Source organism: Actinophytocola sp., from assembly GCF_035634895.1.
Taxonomy (GTDB): Bacteria; Actinomycetota; Actinomycetes; order Mycobacteriales; family Pseudonocardiaceae; genus Actinophytocola.
The window spans coordinates 1-13,815 of the sequence record NZ_DASQCC010000155.1 but is presented as its reverse complement, the minus strand read 5'-3'; the positions used below and the strand labels follow the sequence as shown (position 1 = coordinate 13,815).

Here is a 13,815-nt window from a genome sequence, read left to right as displayed (position 1 = left end):
CGACTCGTCGAACGTCCGCAGTGAGTCCGCCATCGCCTCGAACCACGGTGAGTCGACCGGTGCCTGGACCGCCGCCTGCCGCTGCACGAACTCGCGCCGCACGCCCGGACCCACCAGCCGGTCGATCTCCGCCAGCAGCTCCTCCTCGGTGCCGGGCAGCACGCGGGTGTCCACGAGCGCCGTCGCCGTGCCGGGGATCACGTTCACCTTGTAGCCGGCCGCCAGCACCGTCGGGGTCGTGCTGCACCGGATCGTGTTCTCGATGATCTTCGCCGCGGGGCCGAGGCGCCGGAGCGTCTCGTCCATGTCCTCGGGATCCACGGTGATGCCCAGCGCCGGGCCGGCGGTCGCCAGGAACGCCCGGACCGCGGGCGTCAGGTGCACCGGCCACCGGTGCTCGGCCAGCCGCGCCAACCCCCGCACCAGCGTCGTCACCGCGTTGTGGTCGTTGCGTCGCGACCCGTGCCCGGCCCGCCCTGTCGCGGTCAGGCGCAGGTGCGACGTCCCGCGCTCGGCCGTCGCCACCGGGTACAGGCGGACCGGGGCACCACCGGCGCCGACGGCGTGCACCGTGTAGCCGCCGGACTCGCCGATCGCGGCCGTGCAGCCCTCGAACAGCGACGCGTGCTCGTCGACCAGCCAGTGGGCGCCCCACTCGCCGCGGTCCTCCTCGTCGGCCACGAACGCCAGCACGATGTCGCGGCGCGGCACCGTCCCGGCGGCCGACCAGCGGGACAGCACGGTCAGCAGCGTGGCGCACATGTCCTTCATGTCGACCGCGCCGCGGCCCCACACGTACCCGTCGCGGATCTCGCCTGCGAAGGGCGGCACCGTCCACTCCGAGGCGTCGGCCGGCACGACGTCCAGGTGGGCGTGCACCAGCAGCGGCGGCAGCGACGGGTCCGCCCCCGGCACCCGCGTCACCACGTTCGAGCGGTGGGGCGAGCGTTCCAGCAGGGCGGGCGTCAGCCCGAAGTCGGTCAGGTACTCGGCGACGAACTCGGCGATCGCCCGCTCGCCGAGTGGCGACTCGCCGTCCCCGAGGTTCGTCGTGTCGAACCTGACCAGGTCCGCGCACAGCTCATCGACCGCCAACTCACCCATAGCTTCCCTCCACGGCGCCGCTGGCGATGGCCGTGACCACCTTGAACGCCTTCATCGCGTCGGTCATGGACGCGGCGTCGAACCCCACGCGCCGCACGTCCAGTTGGTCCACCGTCGGCACGACGGCGGCGGCCGCCGCCAGGTGCGCGGCGTCGAACTCGACCTCGATACGGTGCCCACTCGCCGCCCCGGTGAAACGTCCGGCGCGGCCCATCGCCGCCCCGGCCGCGTCCTCGATGGCCGCCGCGGTGACCGTCGGCGGCAGGCAGATGGCCGCGTACCGGCTCACGCACTCCTTCACCGCGACCGTCCGCGCGTCCGGCGCGTACGAGCCGGCGTCCTCGCAGGTCAGGTCGTCACCGGTGACGAGAAGGACCGGCACGCCGTACTCGGCGGCGAGCGCCGCGTTGAGCCTGCCCTCGCTGGCGTGCACCCCGTCCAGCCACACACCGGTGATCTGGTTGGGGAGGTAGGTGTGGGACAGCACACCCTCGACGCCGGCACCGGTGTGGTAGCCGAGGAACACCACGCCGTCCACACCCGTCTCGATGCCCTGCATCATCGACAGCGGCTTGTGCCTGCCGGTGAGCATCCGAGCGCGGGTGTCGAGGTCCTCGAGGAGGATGTTGCGCTGGCTGGAGTGGGCCTCGTTCACCAGCACGTCGGTCGCGCCGCCCGCGTACAGCCCCGCGATCGCCGCGTTCACGTCACTGGTGAACATGTTCCGGAAACGTTGCCACTGATCGGTTCCGACCTGCACGTCCGCCGTCCATGTGACGCCGCTCGCGCCTTCCATGTCGGCTGAAATCATGATCCGCACAGGCCACACGTTACGGCTTGGCACCCGTTGCCGACATAGATTGACTTCATGCCCCCGTAGGTGGTTACTTCCTCTCAACTTATCGAGGGAGAGGTGATCATCGTGAGATCGACGCTACGGGCGGTCGGTGTCACCTTACTGGCGACGGCCCTGGTCACAGGTCCGGTCGCGGTGCCGGCCGGCGCCGAGGAGGCGGGTGCGCAGAGCCCGAAGATTCTCCGTGTCGGCGTCACGCAAGAGGTTGACTCACTCAACCCCTTCATCTCTATCACCCGAACGGGTACAGATATTCTCCGCGCGAACTTCGACTACCTGACGGTCTACAGCCAGAAGGACTACTCGGTCCAGCCGAGCCTCGCCGAGTCGTGGACGACCTCCGACGACAAGCTGACGTGGACGTTCAAGATCCGCAAGGGCGTGAAGTGGTCGGACGGCAAGCCGCTGACCGCCAAGGACCCGGCGTTCACGTTCAACAAGATGCTGGACGACGAGACCGCGCGCACGGCCAACGGCAGCTACGTCGCGCAGTTCGAGTCGGTCAAGGCGACGGACGAGAACACCCTCGTCATCAAGACCAAGGTCCCGCAGTCGACGATGCTGGGCCTGGACGTCCCGATCGTCCCGGAGCACATCTGGTCCAAGGTCTCCGACATCGGCGCCGAGCCGCAGTTCCCGATGGTGGGCAGCGGTCCGTACTACGTGACGGACTTCAAGGAAGCCCAGTTCACCAAGATGAAGGCCAACCCGAACTACTGGCGCGGCAAGCCCAAGATCGACGAGCTGCACTTCATCTACTACAGCAACGCCGACGCGGCCGTCACCGCGCTGCAGGGCGGCCAGGTGGACCTCGTCAACCGGCTCACCCCGACGCAGTTCGACGCGCTGCAGGGCGACCCGGACGTCGCGACGAACAACGCGCAGAACCGCCGGTTCAACGAGATCGTGATCAACCCGGGCGCGGCCACCAACGACGGCACCCCGATCGGCAACGGCAACCCCGCGCTGAAGGACGTCAAGCTGCGGCAGGCGATCGCCCAGGCGATCGACTCGAAGACCCTGGTCGACAAGGTCTGGGGCGGCTACGCCTCCGAGGCCGCGGGCTACATCCCGCCCGCGTTCAAGGACTACGCCTGGAAGCCGTCGGGCAAGGAGGTCCGCAAGTTCGACCTCGGCGCCGCCAACGAGGCGCTCGACAAGGCCGGCTACAAGAAGGGCCAGGACGGCGTCCGCGTCGACAAGCAGGGCAACCCGCTGAACCTGCGGCTCCTGGCCCACGCGGAGAACGTGGTCGACGAGAACGCCGGCCCGTACATCAAGAGCTGGCTGTCGGACATCGGGCTCAACATCACGATCGTGCCGGTGTCGGACACGCAGATCAACGAGGCCACCACCCGTGGCGAGTTCGACCTCGCGTTCTCCGGCTGGAACGCCAACCCGGACCCGGACTACGTGCTGTCGCTGCAGACCTGCGCCAACCGCCCCAACGCGGAGGGCAAGGGCGGCACGCCGGACTCGTTCTTCTGCGACAAGACCTACGACGACCTGTACCGCAAGCAGCTCTCGGAGCTCGACCCGGCCAAGCGGGCCGGCATCGTCAAGCAGATGCAGGCCCGGATCTACGACCAGGCCCCGCTCGTCATCCTGGGCTACGACAACGCGCTCGAGGCCTACAACAAGAAGGCCTTCGAGGGCTTCCCGCTGCAGCCCGCCAAGGGCGTGATCATGAACCAGCAGGGTTACTGGGGCTACTACGGCGCCACCCCGGCCGGTGAGGGTCCCGTCCCCGTGTTCGGCGAGAACGGCGAGAACACCGCCAGCGGCGCCGGCACGACCCAGGCCGCCGCCGAGGACAGCGGGTCGAACACCGGCCTGATCCTCGGGATCATCGGCGCCCTCGTGGTGGTGCTGCTGGTCGGCGGGTTCTTCGTCGTACGGGGCCGGCGCAGGACGGCCGACGACCGCGAGTAGGTGTCTCCCGGAGCGAAGCTCGCGGAGCGATCGGAGTTAGGACAACTGTGTCGGACATCCTCATCCCGACGGAGGAGGCACTCGCGGAGGCCCCGCCACCCACCGGTGGTGGCGGGGCCCTCCGCTACGTGCTCACGAAGATCCTCGGCGGCCTGATCAGCTTCGCCCTGGTGGTCGTGCTCGGCTTCCTGCTGTTCCGGGCGCTGCCCGGCGACGTCGTGCAGACCATGACCCGCGGCCGGCCGGCGACGCCGGAGATGATGGCGGTGCTGGAGCACAAGTACGGGCTGGACCTGCCGCTGTGGCAGCAGTTCCTCCGGTACATCGGCGCCCTGCTGCACGGGGACATGGGCGAGTCGTACTTCTACAACGTGCCGGTGTGGCAGAAGATCGGCGAGCGGCTGTGGCCGACGCTCCTGCTGGTCGGCGTGTCGACGCTGATCTCGGTGGCGCTCGGGCTGTGGCTCGGGACCCGGTCGGGCTGGCGCCGGGGGAGCTGGTTCGACCGGATCTCCACGGGTGTCGCGCTGACGCTCTGGTCGACGCCGACGTTCTGGCTGGGCATGCTGTTGCTGGCCGGACTGAGCGGATGGTTCCCGACCGCCGGCATCGTCTACAGCGACACCCCGCCCGACTTCTTCTCGCAGGCGGTGGACATCGCCCACCACATGGTGTTGCCGGTGATCACCCTGGTGGCGGTCACCTACGCGCAGTACCAGCTGGTGATGCGGTCGTCGCTGATCGAGGAGTCGCACGCGGACTACCTCACGACCGCGCGGGCCAAGGGTCTGCGGGACGACCTGGTGCGCCGCCGGCACGCGGTGCCGAACGCGCTGCTGCCGACCGTGACCCTGGTGTTCCTGCACCTCGGCATGGTCATCGCGGGCGCGATCAGCGTGGAGACCGTGTTCTCCTGGCCCGGCCTCGGCCGGCTGACCTACGACGCGCTGACGAAGAACGACCTGCCGCTCCTGCAGGGCACGTTCATCGTGCTGGCCGGCGCGGTGATCTTCATGAACACGCTCGCGGACCTGCTCTACCGCGTGCTCGACCCGAGGGTGCGTGCCGCATGACAGTGCCCGAAGCCGCACCGCCCACGAGTCCGCGCGCGCTGGCCTGGCGGCGGCGCGGCGCCGCGTTCGCCCGCGGCTGGCGTGAGTTCGCGCGGCAGCGGTCCGGTGTGATCGGGCTCGTGCTGCTGGCGGTGATCGTGCTCCTGGCGCTGCTCGCGCCGGTCATCACCGACAAGGACGGGCTGGACGTCACGCGGGCCACCGGCGGCCCGCTCGACCCGCCGAGCGGGGACTTCCCGCTCGGCACGGACCGGCCCGGCCGGTCCGTGCTGCTGCTGACGCTGTGGAGCGCGCGGATCTCGCTGTCCGTCGGGTTCACCGCCACCCTGCTGTCGATCGCGATCGGCACGACCATCGGCATCCTGGCCGCGCACTTCGGCCGCTGGGTGTCGGGCGTGCTGATGCGGGTCACCGACTTCTTCCTGGTCCTGCCGTCGCTGGTGCTGGCGATCGCGCTGTCGACGGTCCTGGCACGCGGGATCGGCACGATCATCCTGGCCATCGGGCTGACGTCCTGGCCGGCGGCGGCGCGGCTGGTACGTGCGCAGACGCTCACGATCGAGGCACGCCCGTACATCGAACGGGCGAGGGCGCTGGGTGGTGGGCACTTCCACGTGATCTCCAAACACGTGCTGCCCGCCCTGCTGCCACTCGTCTTCGTGAACACGACGCTCGCGGTCGGCTCGGCGATCGTGGCCGAGTCGACGCTGTCGTTCCTCGGCCTCGGCGACCCGGACCCGATGCGGCCGTCGTGGGGCTCGATGCTGCGCTCGGCGTGGCTGGACTCGGCGATCATCGCGAACGCGTGGTGGTACCTACTGCCGCCCGGCATCGCGATCGGCATCGTGGTGCTGGCGTTCACAATGGTTGGGCGGGCACTGGAGAGTGTGCTGAACCCACGACTGCGGGAGGGCTGACGTGCCGCTGCTGGAACTGCGGGACCTGTCCGTCCGGTACCGCGACCGTGATGTCGAGGCCGTGCGCGGGGTGTCGCTGACACTCGACGCGGGGGAGACGCTGGGGCTGGCGGGGGAGTCCGGCTGCGGCAAGTCGACGCTGGCCATGTCGGTGTTGCGCCTGCTCCCGGTGGACGCGCGGATCGACGGCCAGATCCTGCTGGACGGCGAGGACGTCACCGCGATGAAGTGGGGCCGGCTGCGGGCCGTGCGGTGGACGTCGGCGGCGATCGTCTTCCAGGGAGCGATGCACGCGCTCAACCCGGTGCGCCGGGTGCGTGACCAGATCGCCGAGCCCATCGAGTTGCACAGTAAGACCCAGCTCTCGTCCTCAGCGCTGCGCACGCGGGTGAACGAGCTGCTCACGCAGGTCGAACTGTCCGTGGAGAAGGGTGAGTCATACCCGCACGAGCTGTCCGGCGGGCAGAAGCAGCGGGTGATGATCGCGATGGCGCTGGCGTGCGAGCCGCGGCTGGTGATCGCCGACGAGCCGACGACCGCGCTGGACGTGATCGTGCAGGCCCAGGTGCTCGCGCTGATGTCGGACCTGGTGGCACGCAAGGACATCGGGCTGATCATGATCAGCCACGACCTGGCGGTGCTGGCGTCGACGTGCGAGCGGCTGGCGATCATGTACGAGGGGTCGCTGGTCGAGGAGGGCCCGTCGGCGTCGGTGATCGCCTCGCCGCGCCACGAGCACACGCGCACCCTGGCCGCGGCGTTCCCGACGGTGGGGGACCCGCTGTCCCGGTACGCGCCGGCGACGTCGACCCCGCTGGACGTGCCCGCACCGTCACCGGGCGAGGAGCTGCTGCGGACCTCGGACCTGCACGTGACGTTCCGGAGTCGAGGAGTCACCCACGCGGTGGCGGGGGTGAACCTTTCGGTGCGGCGCGGGGAGATCGTGGCCCTGGTGGGGCAGTCGGGGTCGGGCAAGACGACGCTGGCGCGCACGATCCTGGGCCTGCAGCTGCCGACGAGCGGCGAGGTGGTCTACGACGGGAAGCGGGTGCCGCGCTCGTCGCGGGCGCTGAAGGCCTACCGGCGGGAGGTGCAGCTGGTGCTGCAGGACCCGACGAGCGCGTTGAACCCACGGCATTCGGTGTATGAGGCGATCGCGGAGGGCCTGCGGATCCACCGGGTGCCGGGCGACGAGCGCGCGCAGGTGGCGGCGGCGCTGGACGCGGCTGAGCTGCGACCGCCGGCGATGTACATGCCGTTGCTGCCCCACCAGCTCTCCGGTGGGCAGCGGCAGCGGGTGGTGATCGCCGGCGCGCTGGCGCTGGAGCCGAAGCTGCTGGTGGCCGACGAGCCGGTGGCGTCACTGGACGCGTCGGTGCGCGGGGAGATCCTGGCGCTGTTGCTGCGGCTGCGGGCCGGGCTGGGACTGGCGGCCCTGGTGATCACCCACGACCTGGGCCTGGCGTGGAACATCGCCGACCGCGTCGCGGTGATGTACAAGGGTGAACTGGTCGAGGTGGGCCCGGTGGACGAGGTCCTGGGCGACCCGAAACACGACTACACACGGTCGCTGCTGGCCGCCCTCCCCACCACCCGGCCGAAGGAGACCGACGTCGCCAGCGGGTGATTCACCCACGCATCAGCTCGTCGTGGTGGCCGGCCCGGTAACGGGTGGCGGGTTCAGCACCTCGAAGGCATGGCGGCGGTGTGCGGCGAACAGCTCCAGCGCGGCCGCGGTGTCCCTGGCCCGCAGCGCGGCGACCAGTTCCCGGTGCTCGTCCGGGACCCGGGTCAGGTAGTCCGCCGTGCGCACGCCGATGCGCGTGAGCAGGAACAGGTGGACCTGCGACCGGATCGCCTCCCACGCCGCGCGCAGCCGGCCGTGCCGGGCGGCGGCGTAGACGGCGTCGTGGAAACCGATGTCGTGGCGGACCATCGTGTGCGCGTCCGCCGCCCGGGACATCCGGTCGGCCGCCTGCTCGATCGCCGCGATGTCCTCGTCGGAGCCCACCGCGATCACGCGGGTGACCGCCAGCCGCTCCAGCGCGCCACGCAGGCTGTCCAGCTCGGCGACGTCGTCGGGGGACAGGGCGGTGACCGTCGTCCCGCGATGCCACGCGCTGCGGACGAGCCCCTCCTGTTCGAGCCGCAGCAACGCCTCGCGCACCGGCCCGCGGCTGACCTCCAGCGCCTGCGACAGGTCCACCTCACGCAGTTGCGCGCCGGGGGCGTACACCCCGGTGAAGATCGCCTCGCGGATACGGTCGGCCACCTCTTCCGCCAGCCCGCGGCGGCGCGCGGGCGTGACCCCGCCGGTGCTTCCCGTCACGCCACCTCCCAGAAAGTTGTCATGTTGTTAACATTAGGACATGCCTGAGGTCCCCCGGTTCCACCTGGCCATGCCCGTCGACGACCTGTCCGCCGCGCGCCGCTTCTACGGCGAGGTCCTCGGTCTCCAGCAGGGCCGCAGCGCCGACACCTGGGTGGACTGGAACCTCGACGGCCACCAGTTCGTCACCCACCTGGCCCCGGCCCGCGCCGAGCGGGTCCACAACCCGGTCGACGGCCACGACGTCCCCGTGCCGCACTTCGGCCTTGTCCTGACCGTCCCGGAGTTCCACCGGCTGGCCGACCGGCTCCGCGCGGCGGCGGTCGAGTTCGTGATCGAGCCGTACGTCCGCTTCGAGGGCCAGCCCGGTGAGCAGTGGACGATGTTCCTCCTCGACCCCGCCGGAAACGCCCTGGAGTTCAAGGCGTTCGCCGACGACGCGCAGGTCTTCGCGGTCTGACGCGGCGGCCGGCATCACCTGCGGTGTCTCCGCCGCCACGCCCGGTGCGGTGAAACACCACGGTTCCGACGAACGGACCAACCGGCCTGTGTAATCTCAGACCGCCATGACCACCACCACCGACGCCCACGGGGTGCCCCCCGCAGTGAGCACCGTGAAGAACGCGACACCCGCGCCCGCGACCGACCGTCGCGCGCCCGTGTTTCCGGTGCGCACGGTCACCCTGGGCACCATCGGCAGCCTGCTGATCTTCGTGAGCGCGCTCGGTGCGGGCGCGATCCTCGCCCAGGACCCGCTCGTCGGCAGCGGACCCTTCTCGTGGATCCGCTACGGCCACGGCCGCATGCTGGCCACCCTCGTGCTCTACACCGGCTTCGCGCTGGTCGTCTGGGCGTGGGTGCTGCTCGGGCGGCACGTGCTGGCGGGCCGGGTCGGCGCGCGCCCGGTCCTGGTCGCGGCCGCGTGCTGGACGGTCCCGATGCTGCTGTCGCCGCCCGTGTTCTCCCGGGACGCCTACCTCTACATCGCCTACGGCACGCTCCCGCTGCACGGCTACGACCCGTACTCGGTCGGCCCCGGCGTCCTCGACGTCGACCCGGTCGTCGACAACGTCGACTCCTTCTGGCAGGCCACGCCCGCCCCGTACGGGCCGCTGTTCATCCTGCTGGCCAAGGGCGTCATCTCGCTGAGTGGCACGAACATGATCACCGGCGTGATCCTGATGAAGCTCGGCCTGGTCATCGGCGTCGCGCTGATGGCGTGGGCGATGCCCGGTCTGGTCCGGCACCTCGGCGGGAAGCTCCCCGTGGCGCTGTGGCTGGCGGTCGCCGGCCCCATGACGGTCGTGCACCTGGTGGGCGGGCCGCACAACGACGTCCTCATGGTCGGCCTGCTGGCGGTCGGCACGGTCATGGTGCTCGACCGGAAACACGTCCTCGGCATGGTCGTCCTGACACTCGCGGTGGCGGTGAAGGCGACGGCCGCGGTCGCGCTGCCCTTCCTCGTGTGGGTCTGGGCGGGTCACCTGACGTCCACCCGCTGGCGGAACTTCGCCCGCGCGTGTGCCGCCTCGCTGGGCATCTTCGTGGTCACCTTCGCGGTCGCCACGGTCGTGTCCGGGGTCAACCTGGGCTGGATCAGCGCGTTGGACGCGCCGACCGCGATCGTGAACTGGCTGTCCATCCCCACCGGCGCCGGCGAGATACTGCACGGCCTGGTCGGCATCTTCGCCGACCTGCCGAAGGTCTGGTTCGTGACGCTGATGCGGATCGTCGGCGGCGTCGTGCTGCTGTGGATCCTGGTCCGCCAGTGGTGGCAGGCCCGCGACGGCGGCCCGGACGCCGTCCGCCGCGCCGCGATCGCCCTCTTCGCGGTCGCGATCCTGTCACCGGCCACCCTGCCGTGGTACCTCGTCTGGGGTGCCGTGATCGCCGCCGCGCTGCGCTGGGAGCGCCGCCAGCTCGCCGTGCTGGTCACCGTCGCCGTGTTCCTGGTGCTGACCTACACGCCGGCCGGCGACGACCTGCTGTACAACTGGCTGTTCATGGCGCTCGCCGCCGGGGTCTCGATCCTCGCCGGGCTGTCCCTGCTGCGCCGTGACCCGCTGAACCTGTTCCCCACCCACGAGCCGCTCCTGCCGGGCGGGCCGAGTGTTGAGCGCTGACGCGGCCCCGACCGCGACGAATCCCCTCAGCGACACGCCGGCGAACCCCCGGCCCATGATCATCCTCGGCACCGCCGGCAGCCTCTTGTTGCTGGCGGGCAGCTTCAGTGCCGCCGCGGGCTCGATCCGGCACCCGTTCCTCGGCGGTCCGCTGGACTGGCTGAACTACGGACACGGCCGCATGCTGGCCGAGCTCGCCGTCTACGCCGGCTACGCGCTCATGATCTGGGCGTGGATCCAGCTCGGCAGGCACGTCCTCGCGGGTCGCCTTGGCACCCGGCCGGTGCTGGTCGCGGCCGCGTGCTGGACGGTGCCGATGGTGTTCGCGCCGGCGCTGTTCACCCGGGACGTGTTCTCCTACCTGGCACAGGGCGCGGTCGCGCTGGACGGCTACGACCCGTTCACGTCGGCGCCGACGGTCCTCGGCGCCGACTCGGAGATCCTGAACAACGTCCACCCGTTCTGGCAGGGCACGCCCGCACCGTACGGCCCGCTGTTCATCCTGCTGGCCAAGGCAACGGTCTGGCTGGTCGGCTCGAACGTGTACGCCGGCATCCTCGTCACCCGGCTGATCCAACTGTCCGGGCTGGCGCTGTTGGTGTGGGCGCTGCCGGGCCTCGTGCGGCATCTCGGCGGAAAGCTGCCGGTGGCGGCGTGGCTGCTGATCGCCGGCCCGATCACCGTCGTGCACCTGGTCGGCGGTCCGCACAACGACCTCATGATGATCGGCCTCCTCGCGGCCGGCACGCTGCTCGTGCTGGACGGCCGGCACGCCGCAGGGATCGCGGTGGTCGCGGTCAGTGTCGCGGTCAAGGCGAGCTCGGCGGTCGCGCTGCCGTTCCTGGTGTGGGTGTGGGCCGGTCGCCTGACGTCGACGCGGTGGCGCAACTTCGTGCGTGCGGGGGCGTGTTCGCTCGGCGTGTTCGTGGTGGTGTTCGCGGCGCTCACGCTGCTGGCGGGTGTCGACCTCGGCTGGCTGGGCATGCTGGACGCGTCGTCGCGGCTGGTGAACTGGCTGTCGCCGCCGACCGCGCTGGGCGAGATCGTGCACGGGCTGGTCGGGATCTTCGTGGACTCCTCGCGCGACCCGTTCGTCACGGTCACCCGGTTCCTCGGCGAGGCCGTGCTGCTGGTGCTGGTGGTACGGCAGTGGTGGCTGGCCCGCGACGGCGGCGCGGACGCGGTCCGCCGGGCGGCGATCGCGTTGTTCCTGGTCGCGGTGCTGTCGCCGACGATGTTGCCGTGGTACCTGACCTGGGGTCTCGCGGTCGGCGCGGCGCTGCCGTGGCGGCCGCGGTGGCTGGCGGTGGCGGCGGGCGTGTCGGTGTTCATGGTCGCGCCGTACTCGGCGTCGGGGGAGCAGCTGCTGTACGAGTGGCCCCTGATGTTCGGCGCGATCGCGTTGTCGGCGCTGGCCGGATACGCGTTGGTGCGTCGGCGGACAATGAGGGTATGACGCACGCGGACTTCGCGCCGGTGCCGGCCGCGCCCTTGCCGGTGTCCGACCCGCGGGAGTTCTACGACCAGCTCGCCGGCGACTACCACCTGATGTTCCGCGACTGGTGGGCGAGTTCGCGGCGGCAGGGCGAGATTCTTGGCGGGTTGCTGGCCCGCCACGACGTTCAGCCGCCCGCGACCGTGCTGGACTGCACCTGTGGCATCGGCACCCAGGCGCTACCGCTCGCCATGCGGGGTTACCGGGTGGTCGGCTCGGACTACAGTGCCGCCGCGATCGCGCGGGCGACGGAGGTGGCCGCCGACCGGAAGATCCCGATCCGGTTGGTGGAAGCGGATGTGCGCCGGCTCGGCGAGGTGATCTCGTCGTCGTTCGACGCGGTCGTCTCATTCGACAACTCCCTGCCGCACCTGCTCACCGACGCCGACCTGGCCGCCGCGCTGACGTCGATCCACGACCGGCTGGCGTCCGGAGGGTTGTTCGTGGGGAGCATCCGCGACTACGACGCGTTGGTGCGGGAGCGCGCCGGCGGCGTGATGCCGGGGGTCGTGAGCGTCGGCGGGGAGCCGCGGATCTACGGCCAGGCATGGCAGTGGGACGAACAGATGCGGACGGTCCGCATTCACATGTTCATCCTGCGGCAGCAGGACGGGGAGTGGCGGACCGTGGTCCGCTCCACGACGTTCCGCGCGTTGCGGCGGGCGGAGCTGACCACCGCGCTCACCGCCGCGAGCTTCACCGACATCGAGTGGGTCGACCCGGCGCCGGACGGCTACTACCAGCCGGTGGTCACGGCCCGCGCGTAGCGGCGACCTTTCCGAACTCCGCCACCAGTTCCGGTGGACCTTGACATGCAGCCATCCGGCTGCCTAAATTAGGCACCCAGATGGCTGCATATTGAACGGATTCCGATGGACGACGTGTTCAGGGCCCTCGCCGACCCGAGCCGGCGGGCGCTGCTCGACCGGCTCAACGCACGCAGCGGCCAGACGCTGCGGGAACTGTGCGCCGGCCTGGACATGGCCCGCCAGTCGGTCAGCAAGCATCTCGCCGTGCTCGAGGCCGCCAACCTCGTCAGCACGGTGTGGCGGGGCCGGGAGAAGCTGCACTACGTCAACGCGGAGCCGATCAACGCCATCGCCGAACGCTGGATCGACCAGTACGACCGCGCGCGAGTCCACGCGCTCGCCGACCTCAAGACCGCCCTGGAGGCTCCCGTGAGCAGGCCCGAGTTCGTCTACACCACCTACATCAACACCACCCCGGAACGCCTCTGGCAGGCGCTCACCGACCCGGCTTTCACCAAGCGGTACTGGGGCGTCACCTTCGACACCGACTGGGCCAAGGGCTCCGGCATGACCTGGAACGAGCGCGGCATCACGATGACCGACCCCGACCAGGTCGTGCTCGAGTCGAACCCATACACCCGACTTGCCTACACGTGGCACACGTTCACCCCGGAATGGGCCGACCGGAACCAGACGTTCGACGACGAGAAGATCGCGAAGCTCCGCGAGGAGCCTCGTTCGACGGTGGCGTTCGACCTCGAACAGCGGGGCGCGGTCGTCAAGCTGACCGTGACGCACGAGGGCGCGGAGACCGTGCTGGAGGGCGTCAGCGAAGGCTGGCCGGTGATCGTCGCCAGCCTGAAGTCGCTGCTGGAGACCGGTGCGGTGCCAGCTAGTGTCCCGCGCCGGGAATGCGGTGATTAGGTCGGTGGATCCGGGTTTCTGCTGGCAAGGCGCCGGTTCGTCCTCGTACTGGGTCGTACTTGGGCGAACCGGCAACGCCGCCAGCAGGAAGCTGGGCCGCCGAATTGGTTGCCTGATTTCCGGCGCGGGACACTAGTAGTGTGTCGCGGCTAATTCTTGGGGTAGAGGTGGCGGAGTTGGGTGCGGGCGTCGTTGGTGGTGAACTGCCAGTTGACTCCGCGTTGGTTGGTGTTGGTGGTGTGTTGCCAGGCGGTGAGTTCGGTGTTGAGGGTGTCGAGGTCGTTGATGCGGCGGTCGAGGCATTGCCGGGTCA

12 protein-coding genes are annotated in these 13,815 nt (G+C 70.3%); 9 read left to right on the top strand and 3 right to left on the bottom strand.

The window, feature by feature from the left end:
- Together VET29_RS23500 and VET29_RS23495 are read right to left on the bottom strand one after the other, a co-directional pair.
- Window positions 1–1,104: M20/M25/M40 family metallo-hydrolase (locus VET29_RS23500; protein WP_324924060.1), on the bottom strand; the 1,104-nt coding region annotated here is incomplete at its 3' end.
- Complete coding sequence (locus VET29_RS23495) at window positions 1,097–1,924, bottom strand: M55 family metallopeptidase (RefSeq protein ID WP_324924059.1); 828 nt, start codon at window positions 1,922–1,924, stop codon at window positions 1,097–1,099. The genes VET29_RS23500 and VET29_RS23495, both read right to left, overlap by 8 nt.
- A 102-nt stretch (window positions 1,925–2,026) precedes the next feature.
- Here VET29_RS23495 and VET29_RS23490 point away from each other — a divergent pair, with 102 nt between their 5' ends.
- Genes VET29_RS23490 through VET29_RS23475 form a run of 4 tightly spaced genes read left to right on the top strand, consistent with a single transcriptional unit; the run spans window position 2,027 to window position 7,509 of the window.
- Complete coding sequence (locus tag VET29_RS23490; protein WP_324924058.1) at window positions 2,027–3,892, top strand: ABC transporter substrate-binding protein; 1,866 nt, start codon at window positions 2,027–2,029, stop codon at window positions 3,890–3,892.
- Between the two features lie 47 nt (window positions 3,893–3,939).
- Window positions 3,940–4,965: an ABC transporter permease gene (locus tag VET29_RS23485; protein ID WP_414636581.1), complete on the top strand. Its 1,026-nt coding sequence runs from the start codon at window positions 3,940–3,942 to the stop codon at window positions 4,963–4,965.
- Complete coding sequence (locus tag VET29_RS23480; RefSeq protein WP_324924056.1) at window positions 4,962–5,882, top strand: ABC transporter permease; 921 nt, start codon at window positions 4,962–4,964, stop codon at window positions 5,880–5,882. The genes VET29_RS23485 and VET29_RS23480 overlap by 4 nt, the downstream gene beginning before the upstream one ends.
- Window position 5,883: 1 nt before the next feature.
- Complete coding sequence (locus VET29_RS23475; RefSeq protein ID WP_324924054.1) at window positions 5,884–7,509, top strand: ABC transporter ATP-binding protein; 1,626 nt, start codon at window positions 5,884–5,886, stop codon at window positions 7,507–7,509.
- Between the two features lie 12 nt (window positions 7,510–7,521).
- Here the strand turns inward: VET29_RS23475 and VET29_RS23470 are convergent, their stop codons facing one another.
- Window positions 7,522–8,211, bottom strand: a complete 690-nt coding sequence (locus tag VET29_RS23470; protein WP_324924052.1) for a GntR family transcriptional regulator — start codon at window positions 8,209–8,211, stop codon at window positions 7,522–7,524.
- A gap of 40 nt (window positions 8,212–8,251) precedes the next feature.
- On the opposite strand from VET29_RS23470, the gene VET29_RS23465 reads away from it, so the two are divergent.
- From VET29_RS23465 to VET29_RS23445, 5 genes are all read left to right on the top strand, one after another.
- Window positions 8,252–8,671: a VOC family protein gene (locus tag VET29_RS23465; protein ID WP_324924050.1), complete on the top strand. Its 420-nt coding sequence runs from the start codon at window positions 8,252–8,254 to the stop codon at window positions 8,669–8,671.
- A 106-nt stretch (window positions 8,672–8,777) separates the two neighbouring features.
- The gene (gene mptB / locus VET29_RS23460) at window positions 8,778–10,334 is read left to right on the top strand and encodes a polyprenol phosphomannose-dependent alpha 1,6 mannosyltransferase MptB (protein WP_324924047.1); all 1,557 of its coding nucleotides are present in this window, start codon (window positions 8,778–8,780) and stop codon (window positions 10,332–10,334) included.
- Window positions 10,335–10,389: 55 nt separating this feature from the next.
- Entirely contained in the window at window positions 10,390–11,790 is a 1,401-nt protein-coding gene (gene mptB, locus VET29_RS23455; RefSeq protein WP_324924045.1) for a polyprenol phosphomannose-dependent alpha 1,6 mannosyltransferase MptB, read from the top strand.
- The gene (locus tag VET29_RS23450; protein ID WP_324924043.1) at window positions 11,787–12,596 is read left to right on the top strand and encodes a class I SAM-dependent DNA methyltransferase; all 810 of its coding nucleotides are present in this window, start codon (window positions 11,787–11,789) and stop codon (window positions 12,594–12,596) included. The genes mptB (VET29_RS23455) and VET29_RS23450 overlap by 4 nt, the downstream gene beginning before the upstream one ends.
- Before the next feature lie 105 nt (window positions 12,597–12,701).
- The gene (locus VET29_RS23445) at window positions 12,702–13,502 is read left to right on the top strand and encodes a metalloregulator ArsR/SmtB family transcription factor (protein WP_324924041.1); all 801 of its coding nucleotides are present in this window, start codon (window positions 12,702–12,704) and stop codon (window positions 13,500–13,502) included.
- The last annotated feature ends 313 nt before the right edge of the window (window positions 13,503–13,815 follow it).